Here is a 17,265-nt window from a genome sequence, read left to right as displayed (position 1 = left end):
CCCGTCACCGGATGGTCGCCTTCCCCGCGAGCAGGGCCTTGGCGACGACGCCGCGCAGCACGTCGTTGGTCCCCTCGCCGATCGACATCAGCGGGGCGTCGCGGTAGAGCCGCTCGACCTCGAACTCGGTGGAGTAGCCGTAGCCGCCGTGGATGCGCATCGCGTCGGTGGCGCAGGCCAGCGCCTGCTCCGAGGCGAAGATCTTGGCCATGCCGGACTCGGTGTCCATCCGCACGCCGTCGTCTATCCGCGAGGCGGCCCAGTAGGTCATCAGGCGCGCGGCCTGCAGCCGCACGGCGATCTCCGCGAGCCGCATCTGGACGGCCTGGAACTCGCCGATGGCCTGCCCGAACGCGGTGCGCTCACGGGCGTAGTTCAGCGCCTCGTCGTAGGCGCGCTGGGCGATGCCGACGGACCGCGCGGCGATGTTGATCCGGCCGGTCTCCAGCGAGGACAGCGCCTGCTGCATGCCACGGCCCTCGACCCCGCCGAGCAGCTGCGAGGCCGGCACCCGGACGTCGGTCAGCACGACCTCGCACGACTCGGTGCCCTTGTAGCCGAGCTTGCCGATGTCCTGGGTGACCTCGAAGCCCGGGGTCCCGGCCTCGACCAGCAGGATGCTCATCCCCTTGTGGGCGGGGCTCGCGGTCGGATCGGTCTTCACCAGCACCGGCAGCGGGTCCGCGTACCGGGCGTTGGTGATCCACATCTTGGTCCCGTCGATCACGTACTCGTCACCCTCCTTGCGGGCGACGGTCCGGATCCCCTGCAGGTCGGTGCCCGCGCCGGGCTCGGTGAGCGCGATCCCCGTGCGGCGCTTCCCGGTGGCGAGGTCGGGCAGGTAGCGCGCCTTCTGTTCCTCGGTGCCGTGCCGGGCGAGCATGAAGCAGCTCACCGAGTGGCTGCCGAGGATGCCGGCGATGCCCATCCAGCCGCGGGAGATCTCCTCGAAGGTCAGCGCGAACGAGACCGTGTCGGCCGCGAGCCCGCCGTACTCCTCGGGGACGGCGAGCCCGAACAGCCCGAGCTGCTTCATCCCCTCGACGATCTCCGTCGGGTAGCGCCCGGACTGCTCCCAGTCGCGCGCGACCGGCACGATCTCCTTGTCGACGAAGCCCCGCAGCGTGTCCCGGAACAGGCGCTGCTCGTCGTTCAGCTGGAAATCCATCCGTCGTCCTTCCCCAGCGCGCCGGCCTCGCGCAGCGCGGCGATCCTCGCGTCGTCGTAACCCAGTTCGCGCAGCACCCGCTCGGTGTCCGCGCCCATCGCCGGCGCCGGCCGCGTCGGGGCCCGGTCCGCGCCGGGCGGCCCGACCCGCACGGCGCTGCGCAGGCTCCGTACCTGGCCGAACGCCTCGCTCTCCGTCTCGGCGACCAGGTTCCGCTCCAGCGTGTGCGGGTCCACCAGCGCGTCCGCCACGTCGTTGATCGGGGCGCACGGGATCGACGCCGCGTACAGCGCCGCGAGCCACTCGGCGACCGTCCGCGTCCGGAAGATCTCCTCCAGCAGCGGGATGATCACGTCGCGGTTCCGGTTGCGGTCGGCGAAGGTGGCGAAGCGCGGGTCCTCCGCCAGCTCGGGGCGGCCCGTCACCACCGTGAGCCGCTGCCAGAACTTCTCCTTCGCACACCCCACGACCAGCCAGCCGTCCGCGGCCTCGAAGGCCTGGAACGGGATCAGCGACGGGTGCGCGGAGTGGTGCGTGCGCGCCGGCTCGTAGCCCGCGGTCAGGTGCCAGGTGCCGGGGTAGGTCAGCAGGCTGACGGCGGTGTCGTAGAGCGACAGGTCGCAGTCCGTGCCGACGCCGTCCCGCCGCGCCGCATGGACCGCCGCCAGCAGCGAGATCGCGGCGACGTAGCCCCCGCAGTAGTCGACGAGCGACAGGCCGGTCTTCTGCGGCGCCCCGCCCGGCTCGCCGGTCAGCGACATCCACCCGCCGAGGGCCTGCAGCACGTAGTCGTAGCCGGGCTCCTTCGACCGGGGGCCCGTCATCCCGAAGCCCGTCAGCGAGCAGCAGACGATCTTCGGGTTGACGCCCTCGAGGTCGGAGTACCGGATGCCGAGCTTCTCCGGGACGTCGCCGCGCAGGTTGGAGTACACGGCGTCGGCGGTGCGGACCAGGTCCTCGAACACCGCGCGGCCCTCCGGCGTGCGGATGTCGAGGGTGATCGAGGCCTTGTCCCGGTTGAAGGACTGGAAGAACAGCGAGTCACCGCCCTCGGCGTAGGGCGGCACCGAGCGCCCGACGTCCCCGCCCACCGACGGGTCCTCCACCTTGATGATCTCCGCGCCCAGCTCCGCGAGGTGCATGGAGCCGAACGGGCCCGCCCCGTACTGCTCGAGCGAGACGATCCGGACGTCCTCCAGCGGCCTCACGCCTCCTCCACCGTCAGGGGCGTGGCGGCCTGCGGGAACAGCGACTTCGCCCCGTCGGTGTCGCGCCTGTGCACGTAGAAGGTGCGCTTGAAGGACAGCACCTCGACGGCGTCCTGGTTCAGCGTCCGGGTCTTGATCGTCACGATCCCGGCGTGGGGCCGGCTGCCCGACTCGCGCTTGTCCAGCACGATCGACTCCGACCAGATGGTGTCGCCGGCGAAGACCGGGGCGGTGAGCTTGAGGTCGTCGAGCCCGAGGTTCGCGAAGGCGTTCTGGGTGGTGTCGGTGACGGACTGGCCCATGGCGATCGAGATCGTCAGCGGCGAGGCCACCAGCATACGGCCGAACTCCGACGACTGCCCGACCTGCGCGTTGAAGTGCGCCTGGTTGGTGTTCATCGTCAGGAGCGTGAACCAGGTGTTGTCGGTCTCGGTGATCGTGCGCCCCAGCGGGTGCTGGTAGACGTCCCCGATCTCGAAGTCCTCGTAGAACCGTCCCTGCCAGCCGGGCTTCACGGTCACGTGGGGTTCCTCCTTCAGCTGCGCTCGATGTCCTCGAGCCGGCGGTTGGTCGTGCGCTCGCCGAACAGGGCCATGACCAGGCCCATGCCGAGCGCGGCGAGCGCGAGGTAGGTGAAGACGCCGACGAGCCCCGTCCCCGAGTAGAGCGCGGCGACGAGGAAACCGCCGACCACGCCGGCGAGCCGGCCGGAGCCGTTGGCGATGCCGGAGCCGAGCCCGCGCAGGTGCAGCGGGAAGACCTCGGCGATGTAGGTGTAGAGCGTCGCGACGCCGGTCTGCATCAGCATGGCCGCGCCGAAGCCGCAGACGATGATCGCGGCGGGGTGGTCGATCAGGCCGAAGAGCAGCAGGAGCACGGCGACGGCGACCTCGAGCACGAGGATCACCGACTTCCGCTCGAACCGGTCGATGATCGGCATCGCGAGCAGCGCGCCCGGCACGGCGGCGATGGCCAGGATCGAGGAGTAGGTGAGGCTCTCGGCCGTCGAGTAGCCGCGCTCGACCAGCAGCGTCGGCACCCAGGAGCTGAAGCCGTAGAACGACAGGATCAGGAAGACGCAGGCCGCGGCGGCGACCACGGTCTTGCGCAATGTGGCGCCGCGCAGCAGCTCCGCGAGCCGGCCGGCGACGACGGGCCGCTCGGCGACCGGCGCCGGCAGCGGCTGCCCGGTCTTCTCCTCGGCCTGGGCCTCCAGCCGCGCCACGAGCTCCTCCTGCGGGGCGCCGGCGCGGCCGTGGGCGGCGGACCAGCGGACCGACTCCGGCAGGATGCGCAGCGCCACGACGCCGCCGATCGCCCCGAGCGCGCCGACCACGAAGATCCAGCGCCAGGCGTCGGGCCCCGTCGGCACGACGAGCCGGGCCACCCAGGCCGCGATCGGCACACCGGCGAGCCCGATGGCCAGCAGCATGGCCTGGTACCGACCGCGCAGCGCGCGCGGGAACATCTCGCTCACCCACACCAGCAGCACGCCGGTCATGGCCTGCAGGCCGAAGCCGGTGAGCACGCGCAGCACACCGAGCATCAGCGGTCCGGTCGCGAGCGCGCTGAGCAGCGAGAACAGCGAGTAGAAGAAGACGGCACCGATGAGGACCGGGCGGCGGCCGATGCGGTCGGAGAGCCGGCCGCCGGCGAGCGCGCCGACGAACATCCCCACGAAGCCGGCCGAGGTGATCGCGCCGACGCCGCCGATCGTCAGCCCCCACTCGGTACGCAGGGCGGGCGCGGCGTAGGCGAAGGAGTTGAGGTCGACCAGGTCGAACACGAACAGGAACCCGAGCAGCCCCACCCAGCGGCGGTGGGCGCGGGTGACGACCGGGATCCGGTCGAGGCGGGCGGCGAGGTCGGCGGCCGGTGCGGCCGGTCCGGTGCCGGTCGCCCGGCCGCTGTCGACGGGTCGAGACGGGCCGGGTGTCATCGCGTGGCTCCCCTCGCGCGCTGCGGTGCGCGCTCGTCCCACCCCGCGCCGCGGTGCGCGGGGGCGGCCGGGCGGATGCCCGGTCACCCCTCGCACGCTAATCGTCAGACGTTTCGACGACAAGGGGTCGGCCGGAAACTCCGCCCCCGTCGTCGGGTGGTCTCGGCCGCCGCCGTCAGGCGGGCTCGCCGGCCCGCAGCAGGAGGGCCCGCGCCCGCTCCACGACGGGCTTGTCGATCATCTTGCCGTCGACGACGGCGACCCCGCCCCCGGCCGAGCCCCCGACCACGGCCCGGGCCCACTCGACCTGCTCGGGCGTCGGCGAGAAGGCGGTGGCGACCGGCCCGACCTGCGCGGGATGGATGCACATCTTGGCCGTGAAACCCAGCGACAGCCCGTGCGCGCAGTCCTCCAGGAGGAGCTGCTCGTCCCGCACCGCCGTGGTCACACCGTCGATCGGGGCGCCCGCCCCGGCGGCCCGGCTGCCCAGCACGAGCGCCGAGCGCGCGAAGCGCAGGGCCTCCCGGTCCACCGGATCGACGCCCAGCTCGCTCGCGAGGTCGACGCTGCCGAACCCGGCCCGCACCACGCCGGCCACCCCGCAGACCTCGACGGCGCGGTGCACCCCGAGGGCGGTCTCGACCAGCGGGACGACCTGCGCCGCCGGACCCAGCGCCGCGACCAGGGCGGCCACCTCGGCCGGGTCCTGGGCCTTGGGCAGCATGACCGGGGCGGGCCCGGCGGCACGCGCAGCACCTGCGGCACCGGCCGCGGCGACGACCGCCGCCACGTCGTCGCCGTACCACTCGGTGCCGGGCGGGTTGATCCGCACCGTCCCCGGGTTCCCGGCGGCGAGCCACTCCCGGACGGCCGCGCGCGCCTCGGGCTTGGCCGCGGGAGCGACGGCGTCCTCGAGGTCCAGCACGATCAGGTCCGCTCCGGACGCGGCGGCCTTGGCGAACCGCTCCGGGCGGTCGCCGGGGACGAAGAGCAGGGTCCGGGCACCGAGCAGGTCGGCGGCGGTCGGGGTCACGGGGTCGGTCACGATGTCCGACGTTTCCACGCCGGGGGGCTCCGGTCCAGCCCGGGCGTGGGTAGGCTGCGGGGACGCGGCGGCCCCGTGCCCGGCCGCCGCGCATTCGTCGACGCCCCCGGCGGGGCGCGAGACCCTCCCGGAGCGTGATCACATGGCCCCGACCCCGGAGCGCCGCGACGCCGCGGCTCCCCCGGCCGGCGGGGCGCCGCCGCCCGGTCCGGCGCCGTCGGCCCCCTCGGTCCCACCCGGCGCGCCCGTCGCGCACCTGCGGGTCCAGCGCGTCCGGCCGGCCTACCGGCAGGTGGCGGACGAGCTGCGCTCCCAGATCATGCAGGGCATCCTCGAACCCGGCGCCCGGCTGCCCGCCGAGGCCGAGCTGACCAGGATGTTCGGCGTCAGCCGCTCCACCGTGCGGGAGGCGCTGCGGGCGCTGGCCAGCCAGCACCTCATCGAGACCCGCCGCGGGGTGCAGGGCGGGTCCTTCGTGAGCGCGCCGGACCCCACGAAGCTCGTCGAGGACGTCGGCAGCGCGCTCGGCGTCCTGGTCGCCACCCCGCAGCTGCGGATCGGCGACCTCCTCGAGGCCCGCCTCCTCCTGGAGCCCGCAGCGGCCCGGCTCGCCGCCCAGCGTGCCGACGCCGAGACGATCGAGGCGCTGCGCGTCGCCGCCCACGCGCCGCGGGATCCGCGCGACCCCAGCGGCTTCGTCCCCCACCTCGACTTCCACACCACGATCCTCATGGCCACCGGGAACCTGATGTTCACGATGATGGGCCAGCCGGTCGGCGACGTCCTGCGCACCAAGCTCGACCGCGCCGCCGTCGCCCGCGAGCAGTGGGACGAGGTCGACGCCTGCCACGCCGACATCGCCGAGCACATCGCCCGCGGCGAGGCGGAGGAGGCGGAGGAGGCCATGCGCAGCCACCTCCTCGACCTGCGTGAGCTCTACGAACACCCCGGCACCTGGCGCGGCCGCCCCCGCCCCTAGCCCCCCGCCCGTCGCGGAACCCGCCCTGGCGCGACCGTGATCACCTCTTGCGACCGACTCCCGTCGGACATGACGGCGGGCCGGCAGCCCTCCCACCGTGGACTCTCCCCCCGTGATCGTCATCCGGGACCGCTCCGCGTCACGGACGGCAGCGATCGGTCGCGAACGGCGATCACGGGTCGAGCACTCGATCCGCGCGCTCACTCCCCGGCGGGGGCCAGGACGAGCTGCTCCACCTCGCCCTCGAGGACCGCGCGGGCGGCGGCGTCGAGGCCGTCGTCGGTGACCAGGACGTCGGCCTCGGAGAGCTCCGCGATCGTGGAGATGCCGGCAGTCCCCCACTTCGTGCTGTCGGCGACCACCACGAGCCGCTGACCGGCCTCGACCAGCGCGCGGTCGGTCTCGGACTCCATCAGGTTCGGGGTGGTGAAGCCGCTGGCCGCGCTCATCCCGTGCACGCCGAGGAACACCACGTCGAGGTTGAGCGAACGCAGTGCCGCCACCGCGACCGGCCCGACCAGCGCCTCCGACGGCGTGCGGATCCCACCGGTCAGCACGACGGTGCGGTCCGGGCGGCGGGCGGCGTGGAGGACCTCGGCCACCGCCATCGAGTTGGTGACGACGGTCAGGTCGGCGACGTCGGTGAGCCGGCGGGCCAGCGCCCACGTCGTGGTGCCCGCGGACAGTCCGACGGCCGTGCCGGGCTCGACGAACCTGGCGGCGGCCTCCGCGATCGCCTCCTTCTCCGCCTGCTGCCGGCCGGCCTTCACCGCGAACCCGGGCTCGTCCGTGCTGGCCGCGACCGGCCCCACCGCCGTCGCACCGCCGTGCACCTTGTCGACGAGGCGCCGTCGTGCCAGGACGTCGAGGTCGCGGCGGACGGTCATGTCCGACACCCCGAACCGCTCGGCGAGATCGGACACACGGACGGCGCCCCGCTCCCGCACCTGTTCGAGGATGAGCGCCTGACGTTGGCGCGCGAGGAGGCTCACGACCGGAGGCCCTCGTTCCGCACCACATCGCACACAATGCAACGCCACCACACGGGCGTCAACGGGCCGTCCGGACAGATTCGTGCAGGATCCGTGCAGATCACTGGGCCCGGGGGGAGGAAGGATCCTTCCCGTTCGCACATCCTCGACCGATTCAGCCTGTCGGATAATGTTCAGTTTCGCGCGGGAAGGGGTACCTTGCGTCCCGACACGTACCGCACCGGGACCGGCGAGGGAGCCGCTATGACGCGAACCGGACGGGGCCGCACGGCGGCCCGGCTGCGAGGCGGACTCGCATGACGACCATCCTTGCCCAAGGGGGCCAGACGGACCTCCGGCTGGACGCCACCGTCCTCGACTATCTGCTCGTCGCCTTCTACTTCCTCCTGGTGCTCGGCATCGGCTACGCGGCCCGCCGGTCGGTGTCGTCGAGCCTGGACTTCCTGCTCTCCGGCCGCTCGATGCCGGCATGGGTCACCGGCCTCGCGTTCATCTCGGCGAACCTGGGCGCGCTCGAGCTCATCGGCATGGTCGCCAACGGCGCCCAGTACGGCATCCCGACCGTGCACTACTACTGGATCGGCGCGATCCCGGCGATGGTGTTCCTCGCCCTGGTGATGATGCCGTTCTACTACGGCAGCAAGGCGCGCAGCGTCCCCGAGTTCCTCTACAAGAGGTTCAACCGGACCACCCAGCGCGTGCAGGCAGTGATCTTCGCGCTGTCGTCCGTGCTGATCGCGGGTGTGAACCTGTTCTCCCTCGGCCTGCTCCTGGAGGCCCTGCTCGGCTGGTCGCTGGGGGTGGCGATCCCGGTCGCCGCGCTGATCGTGCTGGCCTACATCACGCTGGGCGGGCTCTCGGCGGCCATCTACTCCGAGGTCCTTCAGTTCTTCGTGATCCTCGCGCTCCTCATCCCGCTGACGATCTCGGGGCTGGCCCGGGTCGGCGGCTGGAACGGGCTCAAGGCGGCCGTCACCAACGGCCCCGGCGGCGCCGAGCAGCTCTCGTCCTGGCCGGGCACGTCGCTCACGGAGATCGCGAACCCGGCACTGTCGGTCATCGGGATCGTGTTCGGTCTCGGGTTCGTGCTGTCCTTCGGCTACTGGACGACCAACTTCGCCGAGGTGCAGCGCGCGCTGTCGGCCAAGAGCATGTCCGCGGCGAAGCGGACCCCGCTGATCGGCGCCTACCCGAAGGCCCTCATCCCGCTGGTCATCATCATCCCCGGCATGGTCGCGGCGGTGCTGGTCCCGCAGCTGCAGGTGCTCAAGTCCGGCGGCACGACGGACGTCACCTACAACAACGCGCTGTCGCTGCTGATGAAGGAGGTCCTGCCGAACGGCATCCTCGGCGTCGCGATCGCGGGCCTGCTGGCGGCGTTCATGGCGGGCATGGCCGCGAACATCAGCTCGTTCAACACCGTGTTCACCTACGACATCTGGCAGGACTGGGTGAAGCCGGGCAAGTCGGACCGGTACTACCTGCAGGTCGGCCGGTGGATCACGGTGATCGGCTGCGTGCTCGCCATCGCCACCGCGTTCATCGCGTCGGGCTCGGGCAACATCATGGACTACCTGCAGTCGCTGTTCAGCTTCTTCAACGCACCGCTGTTCGCCATCTTCATCCTGGGCCTGTTCTGGCGGCGGATGACGGGCACGTCGGCCTGGATCGGGCTGCTGTCGGGCACCGCGGCGGCCGTGGTGGTGAACATCCTGGTCACCTCAGGCGTCCTCGCCCTGTCGAGCCAGGCGGGCAGCTTCGTCGGGGCCAGCGCCGCGTTCGTCGTCGGCGTCCTGGTGGCCATCGCGGTCTCGATGGTGAGCACCCCGAAGCCGGCGGCCGAGCTCGGCGGGCTGGTCTGGAGCCTGACCTCGAAGGAGGAGCGCACCCACGAGAGCCACGGCGAGGACAGCGGCTGGTACCGCGATCCGAAGGTCCTCGCGGTGGGCGTGCTCGCGCTGACCACCATCCTCTACATCATCTTCTGGTAAGGGACGGGCCATGACGGAACCGGAAGGCCCCGCGACGGGTCAGGACACCGCGGTCTCGACCACCGCGTCGCGGCTGTTCGACCTGCGCACGGTGCTCGCGCTGCTGTTCTACGTCTACGGGATCGTGCTGCTCATCGTCGGCCTCGTCTCGACGACCGAGGCGGACATCGCGAAGGCGGGGGGCTGGAACGTCAACCTCGTCACGGGGATCGCGATGCTCGTGCTCGCGATCTTCTTCACCGTGTGGGTCCGGCTGCGGCCGGTGAAGGCGCCGATCGAGGAGATCGAGGGGACGGCCGGCGACACTGCCGGTCCCCCCGGACACTAGAGCCGGACCGTGCCCGGTCGGCTCCGCGGGGCGTCAGCTGCGGGAGCCGACCGGGTACTGCGGGTTGAACGCGTGGAGCGTCCAGTCGTCGAAACGGCGGACGGTGGTGCGGACCGAGGTCCAGAACGCGGTCATCTCTTTCCTTCCCGTCGGGAATTCTTCTTCTTCGGTCGTGAGGGCCTGTCGCCGACCCTCGCCCGGTGTGACGAACTGATCTTCTGAATCGTTACCGAAATCCTCGGTAACGCGACTCGTGTCACAGCGCGTACCCGAAAGCGACGATGACGGCTGCCGGGTAGCGTCGCCGGGATGCCGGACCCGCTGCTCGTCATCGCCCGGGACGGCGAGCACGAGATCGAGATCCAGCGCTCCCGCTTCCTCTGCCGCCTGGCCCGGGTGTCCGACGTCGACGCGGCCGCCGGGGTGATCGCCGAGGTGCGGCGCACGCACTGGTCGGCCACCCACAACTGCACCGCGTTCCGCGTCGGGCGCGTCGGCGAGGTGCAGCGCTCCTCCGACGACGGCGAGCCGGCCGGCACCGCGGGCGTCCCGATGCTCGAGGTCCTGCTGCGCCGGGAGCTCACGGACGTCGTCGCCGTGGTCACGCGGTACTTCGGCGGGGTGAAGCTCGGCGCGGGTGGGCTGGTGCGCGCCTACGGCCGGGCGGTGTCGGAGGCGGTCGACGCCGTCGGCGTGCTCCGCCGGGTCCGGCACACCCGCTTCCTGCTCGCCGTGCCGCACGGCGACGCCGGCCGGCTGGAGAACGCCCTGCGCGCGGCCGGGTACCCGGTCGTCGACGTCGGCTACGGGCGGGACGTCGAGGTCACCGTCACCGCGGCCGACCCGGGGGCCTTCCGCGCCTGGCTGGCCGCCCGGACCGGCGGCGGCGTCGAGGCGGTGGAGGTCGGCGAGGTCGACGTCGAGATCTAGGCCGTGTTCGGGAAGTCGCGGTCGATGGGCTTCGTGATCCAGATCGTGGCCGGCAACGCGCCGCCCCGGCCTCGTACCGGCGTACTCGGCCGCGGGTGGTACGCCGCCAGGCGCGATCTGGGCGCGAAGCCCGCGATCAGGGACTTCTTCACCACGACCTAGGGGCGGGCCGCGGCGATGACCTTGAGGTCGGCGACGAAGGCGGCCAGCCGCTCCTTCCGCTCCTCGGGGTCCGACCGCAGGATCGACGACGGGTGCACCGTCGGCACGAGGGTGCGCCCGTCCTGCTCCAGCAGCTCGCCGCGGTGGTCGGTGATCCGGAAGTCCTGCCCGAGCAGCGACTTTGCCGCGACCGCGCCCAGCACCCCGACGATCGGCGGCGCGACCAGCCGCAGCTCGGCGTCGAGCCAGGGCCGGCAGGCGCGGACCTGGCGCACCGTCGGCTGCTTGTGGATGCGGCGCTTCCCGCGCTCCTCGAAGCGGAAGTGCTTGACCGCGTTCGTCACGAACACCTCGTCGCGGGCGATGCCGGCCTCGTCCAACGCCTCGTCGAGGACGCGGCCGGCCGGCCCGACGAACGGCTTGCCCGCCTTGTCCTCCTGGTCGCCGGGCTGCTCGCCGACGAGCATGAGCCAGGCGTCGCGCGGGCCCTCGCCCCCGACCGTCGGGCCCGCAGCCTCGTGGAGCTCGCACCCGGTGCAGCGGGCCTCGACCTCCGCCAGCTGGTCGAGGTCGGTGACGGACGGGGCGTCGGCGGCCGGCTCGGTCATGCGGGAACAGTGCCCGGCCCGGGACCTGGCGAAACTCCCGACTCGCGCTGCCGGACCTCCCGACTCGCGCTGCCGGACCTCCCGACTCGCGCTGCCAGACCTCCCGACTCGCGCTGCCGGACCTCCCGACTCGCGCTGCTGGATCTCCCGACTCGCGGAAACCGACGGCGTGACTCGCGGGAGCCGGGAGCCGGGAGCGCGACCGGCGGGGTCAGGCGGGGGCGGATCCGCCGGCGGTGCGCCAGGCGGTGGAGTCGTCGACCCCGATCGTGCGCGCCCAGACCCTGGTGAGCGACTCGAGCACGTCCTCCTCCTCGAACGGCTTGCCGAGGGAGAGCCAGACGTAGCAGGTGTGGTCGGCCATCGCGCCCAGCACCTGCACCGTCATCGACGGGTCGAGCGTCGGGTCGGCGATCCCGTCGGCCTGCTGCCGCTTGAGCACCCGCTCGAGCTGCGCCAGCCACGCCTCCCGGACGTGCAGCCGCATCTCGCGCATCTCGGCGCTGAACGTGCCGACCTGCTCCATCAGCGCGATCATCCGGGCGTTCTGCCGGTAGACCTCGATGTAGCCGCGGAGCCCGGCGCGGATGCGCTCCAGCATCGACGCGTCCGGCGGGACGACCGTGGCCGCCGCGACGTCGACCATCATCCGCTGGACGACGCTCTCGCAGACCTCGCGGAAGATCGTGTCCTTGGAGTCGAAGTAGCTGTAGAAGGTGCCCTGCGCGACCCGCGCCTCCGCCACGATGTCGGCGACGCGGGCGTCGACGAACCCCTTGCGCTCGAAGACGACGTGGGCGGCCTCGAGCAGCTGGTCCCGGCGCTGCTGGCCCTTGTCGGTCTGCGGGCCGCTCTCCCGTCGCTGCTGCTGTGGGTCGCTGGCGCCGGTGACCCGCCTGCCGCGGGTACTGCCGCCGCGCGATGCCATGGTCCTTCCCTTCGGAGCCGTCCGGCCCCTCGTCATCGCGGCCCCCGAGCTGGGGTACGGCCGCGGGTCAACCCGTCCGGACGGACGATTCTACCGGCCGTGACCTGCGCGGTCGCCGCGCGGGCGCTCACGACCCGGCCCGTCTGAGCTCGCGCTTGAGGATCTTGCCGCTGGCGTTCATCGGCAGCTCGTCACGGCGCACCACCTCGGCGGGCACCTTGTAGCGGGCGAGCCGTCCCCGGCACAGCTCGACGAGCTCGGTGGCCAGCTCCTCGTCGGTGCCGGTCCACGACGGCGCGCTCACGAAGGCGCGCACGATCTCGCCCCAGTGCTCGTCCGGAACCCCGACGACGGCGCACTGCACCACGGCCGGGTGTTCGGCGAGCACGGCCTCGATCTCCACCGGGTAGATGTTCTCGCCACCTCGGATGATCATGTCCTTCTTGCGCCCGTGCAGGTAGAGGTAGCCGTCCTTGTCCCGGTAGGCCATGTCGCCCGCCCGGAACCACCCGCCGGCGAAGGCCCGCTCGGTCTCCTCGGGCATGTCGAGGTACCCGTCCATGACCATGTCGCTGCGGGTCGCGATCTCGCCGACCTCGCCGTCGGGGACGTCGTTCAGGTCCTCGTCGACCAGGCGCAGCGCGATGCCGTACCCGGGGCGCCCGATCGAGCCGAGCAGCTCGGTCCGCCCGGCCAGCGCCAACCGGTGCTCCTCCGGTGTGAGGAAGGCCTGCAGGCCCGCCTCGGTGCCCGCGCCGAACAGCTGCAGGAAGTCGCAGTCGAACACGTCCATCGCCCGGCGCAGCAGCGTCGGCGACATCGGCGCGGCGCCGTAGTAGATCAGTCGCAACCGGTCGTAGGCGTGGTCCGCCGCACCGGGTTGCCGGAGCAGCGTGCTGATCATGGTCGGGACGAGGAACGCCCCGGTGATGCGGTCGTCCGCCAGGAAGCCCAGCACGGTGGCGGGGTCGAACTGCGGCAGCAGCAGCGAGGTGAACCCGGTGGCCACCCCGCCCAGCAGCCCGGCGATCCCGGTGACGTGGAAGGCCGGCGCGGCGACGTACCGGATGTCGTCCGGCCGCGGCTGGTTGGTGATCATGCCGTGCTCGACGATCGCCTTCATCATCCCCTGGGACTGCAGCACACCCTTGGGGGTTCCCGTCGTGCCGGAGGTGAACGCCAGGCCCAGCAGGTCGCGGTCCTGGCAGACGACCGGCGGCTCGACGTCCTGCCCGGTCTCCACGAACTCGTCGAACGCGGTCTCCAGCTCGATCACGAGCCGCAGCGACGGGTGCTGGTCCGCGACACCGGAGAGCAGGTCCGCGTACCGCGCGTCGTGGAACATCGCGACGGCCTGCCCGCGCTCGAGGAAGACGTCCACCTCGGGCCGCATCAGCCGGTAGTTCAGCGGCAGGTACACCGCGCCGAGCTTGAGACACGCCAGCACGATCTCGACGTAGCGGTGCGAGTCGAGCGCCAGCACCGCCAGCCGGTCGCCCCGCCCGATCCCCTGCGCCTGCAACGCCGAGACCAGCTTGTTGACCCGGGAGTTGGTGAGGGCGAAGGAGTGCTCCGTCCCGTCGGGGAACAGGAAGGCTGCCTTGTCGGGGTGGCGCGCCGCGGACAGCGGGAGCGCCTCGCCCAGGGAGAACGCGAGCGGGGCCGTCATGGGATCTCCTCGTCGACACCGATGGTCGGGAAGGGGTGCTACTTGCCGGTCCAGACCGGCGGACGCTTCTCGGCGAACGCGGTCGCGCCCTCCCGCGCGTCCTCCGAGGACGAGATCGGCGCCACCAGCTCGGCCTGGCGGGCCCACCTCTCCGCGGCCGGCCACCCGAGCGACTCGGCGATGATCCGCTTGCTGGTCCGCACCGCGAGCGGTCCGTTGGCGGTGATCTCACCGGCCAGCGTGAGGGCCGCGTCGAGCGCCGCGCCCGTGGGCACCAGGCGGTTGACCAGCCCGAGCTCCGCCATCCGCGGGGCGGGCACGTGGTTGCCGGTCAGGGCCAGCTCCATCGCCACGTGGTACGGGATGCGTTCGGGCAGCCGCAGCAGACCGCCGCCCGCCGCGACCAGGCCCCGCTTCACCTCGGTGATCCCGAAGGTGGCGGTCTCCGCCGCGACGACCAGGTCGCACGAGAGCACGATCTCGCAGCCGCCCGCCAGCGCGTAGCCCTCGACCGCGGCGATCAACGGCTTCGCGGGGGGCTGCTCGACGAGTCCGGCGAACCCGCGGCGGCCCGCGTAGGGCCTCTCGCCGCGGACGAAGGCCTTCAGGTCCGCCCCGGCGCAGAACGTGCCGCCCGCGCCCGTGAGGATCCCGACCCGCAGGTCGGGATCGGAGTCGAGGCGGTCCATCGCCGCGGAGACCCCCTCGGCCAACGGGGCGTTCACCGCGTTGCGGGCCTCGGGGCGGTCGAGGGTGACGAGCAGGACCCCCTCGGCCGGGACGGTGACGCGAACCGGCTCGGTCATCCCCGGCCCCTCTCGTTGAAGGGCAGGTGGCGCTCGGGGTCCGGGTCCTTCGGCAGCCCCAGCACCCGCTCGGCGATGATGTTGCGCTGGATCTCCGACGTGCCGCCGGCGATCGAGTAGGTCTTCATCGCGAGGAACCGGTCGGCCGCCTCGCTCCCCTCGGCCGGGTCCCACGCCACGGCGCCGTCGGGTTCGAGATCGGTCCCGAGCACGCCCAGCTTCTCGGCGAGCACCGAGTGCGCGAGCTTGCGGATCGACCCCTCCGCCGTGGGCGCGGCGTCCCCGGAGGCGACGAAGCTGCGCACGGTCGTCATCTGGAGGACCTTCTCCTCCACGTAGGCCTCGAGCAGCCGGTCCCGCAGCACCGGGTTCTCCCAGGCCCCGTTCCCGACGGCGCGCGCGACCAGCGTGTCCGCCTCCCCCGGCCCGACGGCGGGGCGCCCGGACAGCCCGTTGCGCTCCTGCATCAGCGTGGTGATCGCGACCGACCAGCCCTGGTTCACCGGGCCGATCCGCGCCGAGTCCGGCACGACGACGTCGGTGAGGAAGGTCTCGTTGAACTCCGCGTTGCCGGTCATCTGCTTCAGCGGCCGCGGCTCCACGCCGGGCGTGTGCATGTCCAGCAGGAAGTACGTGATCCCGCGGTGCTTCGGCGCCGCCGGGTCGGTCCGGGCCATGAGCAGCCCGAAGTCGGCGAGGTGGGCGTAGGAGTTCCAGACCTTCTGCCCGTTGACGAGCCAGGTCCCGTCCGCCTGCCGGACGGCCCGGGTGGACAGGCCGGCCAGGTCGGAGCCCGCGCCGGGCTCGCTGAACAGCTGGCACCAGAACTCGCGGCCGCGGCGCAGGGCGGGCAGGCGCTCGGCCTTCTGCTCCGGCGTGCCCCACTCCAGGATCGTGTGCCCGGCCAGGACGAGCCCCACGAAGTCGCGGTTGTGCCGCTCGGCCCGGAACCGCGCCAGCGTCTCGGTGACGACGGCGCCGCGGTCGGCCGGCAGCCCGAGGCCGCCGTGCTCGGCGGGCCAGGTCGGCGTGGCCAGCCCGGAGTCGCCGAGCAGGTCGAACCACGCGGGCCCGCGCTCCGGGTCCTCCCGGATCGCCTCGACGGCGGCGAGGTCCCCGCGCGCGACGGCGGCCTGCCAGTCCTCGGGCAGGTGGGCCCGCAGCCACGCCTCGACGGCGGCGATGATCTCCGCGTCCGAGGCGCGGGCGGCGAGCGTGACCTGCTCGATGACGGGTTCGGTGCCGGGCTGTGTCACGGTCATGCGGGGATCCCCTCGGTGGTCACGCGGGACAGGAGGGCGGGCACCAGCTCGGCCCTGGCCTGCTGCGGGGAGCCGAGCAGCGCCCGGTCGGCGCGGGCCCGGCGCAGGTAGAGGTGGGCGTCGTGCTCCCAGGTGAAGCCGATGCCGCCGTGCAGCTGGATCGCGTCGAGCCCGGTCTGCAGGAAGGCGTCGCCGCAGTAGGAGCGCGCGATCGCGGCGACCTCGGCGAACTCCGGCGTGCCGGGCTCCTGCCACGCGGCGAAGTAGGCCGCGGAGTGCGCCATCTCCTGGCGGACGGCCATGTCCGCCAGCCGGTGCTTGACGCCCTGGAAGGAGCCGATGAGCCGGCCGAACTGCGTGCGGGTGCGGGCGTACTCGGCGGTGAGCTCGGTCGCCGCGGTCATGCCGCCGACCTGCTCGGCCGACACCAGCACGGAGGAGACCGCCCGGGCCCGGGCCAGCACGGCGCGCCCGCGGGCGGGGTCGCCGAGGGCGCGCGCGGGCGTGCCGTCGAACGTGATCCGCGCGGCGCGGCGGGTGAGGTCCAGGGTCTCCAGCGGCGTCCGGGTCAGGCCGGTGGCCCCCGCCTCGACCAGGTAGGGCGCCGGTCCGGCGGGCCCCTGGACGGCGACGACCAGCAGGTCGGCGTCGGCGCCGTCGACGACGACGGGCACGGTGCCGGTCAGCCGCCCGGCGGGGTCGGCCGTGGTCGACGCGACGGGTTCGCCGGCCGCGTCCCAGGACTCCACCGCGAAGGTGGCGGTCAGGGAGCCCTCGGCGATCCGCGGGAGGTACTCGGTAGCCGCGTTCTCGTCGTCGCCGGCGGGGTCGTCGGCGGCGAGCAGGACCGGGGCGGCGAGCCCGACGGTGGGCAGGAACGGGCCGCCGTGCAGCACCCGTCCCATCTCCTCGACGACGATCGCGAGGTCGAGCAGGGTGCCGCCGAACCCGCCGTACCGCTCGGGAAGCGCGAGACCCTGCAACCCGACCTGCTCGGCGAGCTCGGACCACAGCGCGGGGTCGTGCCGCTCCCCCGCCTCGGCCAGCTCACGGGCACGTGCCACGGGCGCGCGATCGGCGAGGACCCGCCGCACGGTCTCGCGCAGCCCACGGTGCTCGTCGGTCCACCCGAACTCGGGTTCACGCTGCTCTGCGTACACGGCCGACAGCGTGCAGCGGATGTGACGTCGGTGTCAATCTCACATTTGCGCACCCGCTGCGAGCTGGACGATCGTGCGGAAACTGGTGGT

General features: G+C 72.8%; 17 protein-coding genes. 5 read left to right on the top strand and 12 right to left on the bottom strand.

Annotation, left to right across the window (positions count from 1 at the left end):
• Positions 1 to 4: 4 nt before the first annotated feature.
• The 5 genes from LWC35_RS07790 to LWC35_RS07770 form a co-directional block, all read right to left on the bottom strand.
• A complete protein-coding gene (locus LWC35_RS07790; RefSeq protein ID WP_232869244.1) occupies positions 5 to 1,168 on the bottom strand; it encodes an acyl-CoA dehydrogenase family protein in 1,164 nt (387 codons plus the stop codon).
• Complete coding sequence (locus tag LWC35_RS07785) at positions 1,153 to 2,376, bottom strand: CaiB/BaiF CoA transferase family protein (RefSeq protein WP_232869242.1); 1,224 nt, start codon at positions 2,374 to 2,376, stop codon at positions 1,153 to 1,155. Before LWC35_RS07785 ends, LWC35_RS07790 begins: the two co-directional genes overlap by 16 nt.
• Positions 2,373 to 2,897, bottom strand: a complete 525-nt coding sequence (locus LWC35_RS07780) for a MaoC family dehydratase (RefSeq protein ID WP_232869241.1) — start codon at positions 2,895 to 2,897, stop codon at positions 2,373 to 2,375. Before LWC35_RS07780 ends, LWC35_RS07785 begins: the two co-directional genes overlap by 4 nt.
• A 14-nt stretch (positions 2,898 to 2,911) precedes the next feature.
• On the bottom strand, positions 2,912 to 4,315 hold the full coding sequence (locus LWC35_RS07775; RefSeq protein WP_232869239.1) for an MFS transporter: 1,404 nt from the start codon (positions 4,313 to 4,315) through the stop codon (positions 2,912 to 2,914).
• A 175-nt stretch (positions 4,316 to 4,490) separates the two neighbouring features.
• A complete protein-coding gene (locus LWC35_RS07770; RefSeq protein ID WP_232869238.1) occupies positions 4,491 to 5,360 on the bottom strand; it encodes an HpcH/HpaI aldolase/citrate lyase family protein in 870 nt (289 codons plus the stop codon).
• Positions 5,361 to 5,502: 142 nt separating this feature from the next.
• On the opposite strand from LWC35_RS07770, the gene LWC35_RS07765 reads away from it, so the two are divergent.
• On the top strand, positions 5,503 to 6,339 hold the full coding sequence (locus LWC35_RS07765; protein ID WP_232869236.1) for a FadR/GntR family transcriptional regulator: 837 nt from the start codon (positions 5,503 to 5,505) through the stop codon (positions 6,337 to 6,339).
• 200 nt (positions 6,340 to 6,539) lie between these two features.
• On the opposite strand, the gene LWC35_RS07760 is transcribed toward LWC35_RS07765, so the two are convergent.
• Entirely contained in the window at positions 6,540 to 7,331 is a 792-nt protein-coding gene (locus tag LWC35_RS07760) for a DeoR/GlpR family DNA-binding transcription regulator (protein WP_232869231.1), read from the bottom strand.
• 296 nt (positions 7,332 to 7,627) lie between these two features.
• On the opposite strand from LWC35_RS07760, the gene LWC35_RS07755 reads away from it, so the two are divergent.
• The 4 genes from LWC35_RS07755 to LWC35_RS07740 all read left to right on the top strand — a co-directional run bounded on the left by LWC35_RS07755 (position 7,628) and on the right by LWC35_RS07740 (position 10,742).
• Positions 7,628 to 9,322: a sodium:solute symporter family protein gene (locus tag LWC35_RS07755; RefSeq protein WP_232869230.1), complete on the top strand. Its 1,695-nt coding sequence runs from the start codon at positions 7,628 to 7,630 to the stop codon at positions 9,320 to 9,322.
• A 10-nt stretch (positions 9,323 to 9,332) separates the two neighbouring features.
• A complete protein-coding gene (locus tag LWC35_RS07750) occupies positions 9,333 to 9,650 on the top strand; it encodes a hypothetical protein (protein WP_232869229.1) in 318 nt (105 codons plus the stop codon).
• Positions 9,651 to 9,959: 309 nt separating this feature from the next.
• Complete coding sequence (locus LWC35_RS07745; RefSeq protein WP_232869227.1) at positions 9,960 to 10,580, top strand: YigZ family protein; 621 nt, start codon at positions 9,960 to 9,962, stop codon at positions 10,578 to 10,580.
• A 3-nt stretch (positions 10,581 to 10,583) separates the two neighbouring features.
• The gene (locus LWC35_RS07740) at positions 10,584 to 10,742 is read left to right on the top strand and encodes a hypothetical protein (protein WP_232869225.1); all 159 of its coding nucleotides are present in this window, start codon (positions 10,584 to 10,586) and stop codon (positions 10,740 to 10,742) included.
• Here LWC35_RS07740 and LWC35_RS07735 read toward each other — a convergent pair.
• The 6 genes from LWC35_RS07735 to LWC35_RS07710 form a co-directional block, all read right to left on the bottom strand.
• Positions 10,739 to 11,350, bottom strand: a complete 612-nt coding sequence (locus LWC35_RS07735; RefSeq protein WP_232869223.1) for a UdgX family uracil-DNA binding protein — start codon at positions 11,348 to 11,350, stop codon at positions 10,739 to 10,741. The genes LWC35_RS07740 and LWC35_RS07735 overlap by 4 nt on opposite strands.
• Positions 11,351 to 11,561: 211 nt before the next feature.
• On the bottom strand, positions 11,562 to 12,278 hold the full coding sequence (locus tag LWC35_RS07730; protein WP_232869221.1) for a TetR/AcrR family transcriptional regulator: 717 nt from the start codon (positions 12,276 to 12,278) through the stop codon (positions 11,562 to 11,564).
• A gap of 127 nt (positions 12,279 to 12,405) precedes the next feature.
• Positions 12,406 to 13,947 carry a class I adenylate-forming enzyme family protein gene (locus tag LWC35_RS07725; RefSeq protein WP_232869220.1) on the bottom strand — a complete coding sequence of 514 codons (1,542 nt, stop codon included), beginning with the start codon at positions 13,945 to 13,947 and terminating at the stop codon, positions 12,406 to 12,408.
• Positions 13,948 to 13,985: 38 nt separating this feature from the next.
• Complete coding sequence (locus LWC35_RS07720) at positions 13,986 to 14,753, bottom strand: crotonase/enoyl-CoA hydratase family protein (protein WP_232869218.1); 768 nt, start codon at positions 14,751 to 14,753, stop codon at positions 13,986 to 13,988.
• Positions 14,750 to 16,015: an acyl-CoA dehydrogenase family protein gene (locus LWC35_RS07715; RefSeq protein ID WP_232869216.1), complete on the bottom strand. Its 1,266-nt coding sequence runs from the start codon at positions 16,013 to 16,015 to the stop codon at positions 14,750 to 14,752. The genes LWC35_RS07720 and LWC35_RS07715 overlap by 4 nt, the downstream gene beginning before the upstream one ends.
• On the bottom strand, positions 16,012 to 17,175 hold the full coding sequence (locus LWC35_RS07710) for an acyl-CoA dehydrogenase family protein (RefSeq protein ID WP_232869215.1): 1,164 nt from the start codon (positions 17,173 to 17,175) through the stop codon (positions 16,012 to 16,014). The genes LWC35_RS07715 and LWC35_RS07710 overlap by 4 nt, the downstream gene beginning before the upstream one ends.
• Between the last annotated feature and the right edge of the window lie 90 nt (positions 17,176 to 17,265).

Source organism: Pseudonocardia kujensis (genome assembly GCF_021283305.1).
GTDB classification, from domain to species: Bacteria; Actinomycetota; Actinomycetes; order Mycobacteriales; family Pseudonocardiaceae; genus Pseudonocardia; species Pseudonocardia kujensis.
Note: the sequence above shows the minus strand (reverse complement) of the source record. Positions and strands in the feature narration are given on the sequence as shown.

Excerpts from the sequence above, each read along its gene's own strand:
- LWC35_RS07790 (WP_232869244.1), bottom strand. The coding sequence starts at position 1,168 with ATGGATTTCCAGCTGAACGACGAGCAGCGCCTGTTCCGGGACACGCTG.
- LWC35_RS07775 (WP_232869239.1), bottom strand. The coding sequence starts at position 4,315 with ATGACACCCGGCCCGTCTCGACCCGTCGACAGCGGCCGGGCGACCGGC.
- LWC35_RS07765 (WP_232869236.1), top strand. The coding sequence starts at position 5,503 with ATGGCCCCGACCCCGGAGCGCCGCGACGCCGCGGCTCCCCCGGCCGGC.
- LWC35_RS07755 (WP_232869230.1), top strand. The coding sequence starts at position 7,628 with ATGACGACCATCCTTGCCCAAGGGGGCCAGACGGACCTCCGGCTGGAC.
- LWC35_RS07750 (WP_232869229.1), top strand. The coding sequence starts at position 9,333 with ATGACGGAACCGGAAGGCCCCGCGACGGGTCAGGACACCGCGGTCTCG.
- LWC35_RS07745 (WP_232869227.1), top strand. The coding sequence starts at position 9,960 with ATGCCGGACCCGCTGCTCGTCATCGCCCGGGACGGCGAGCACGAGATC.
- LWC35_RS07735 (WP_232869223.1), bottom strand. The coding sequence starts at position 11,350 with ATGACCGAGCCGGCCGCCGACGCCCCGTCCGTCACCGACCTCGACCAG.
- LWC35_RS07730 (WP_232869221.1), bottom strand. The coding sequence starts at position 12,278 with ATGGCATCGCGCGGCGGCAGTACCCGCGGCAGGCGGGTCACCGGCGCC.
- LWC35_RS07725 (WP_232869220.1), bottom strand. The coding sequence starts at position 13,947 with ATGACGGCCCCGCTCGCGTTCTCCCTGGGCGAGGCGCTCCCGCTGTCC.
- LWC35_RS07720 (WP_232869218.1), bottom strand. The coding sequence starts at position 14,753 with ATGACCGAGCCGGTTCGCGTCACCGTCCCGGCCGAGGGGGTCCTGCTC.
- LWC35_RS07715 (WP_232869216.1), bottom strand. The coding sequence starts at position 16,015 with ATGACCGTGACACAGCCCGGCACCGAACCCGTCATCGAGCAGGTCACG.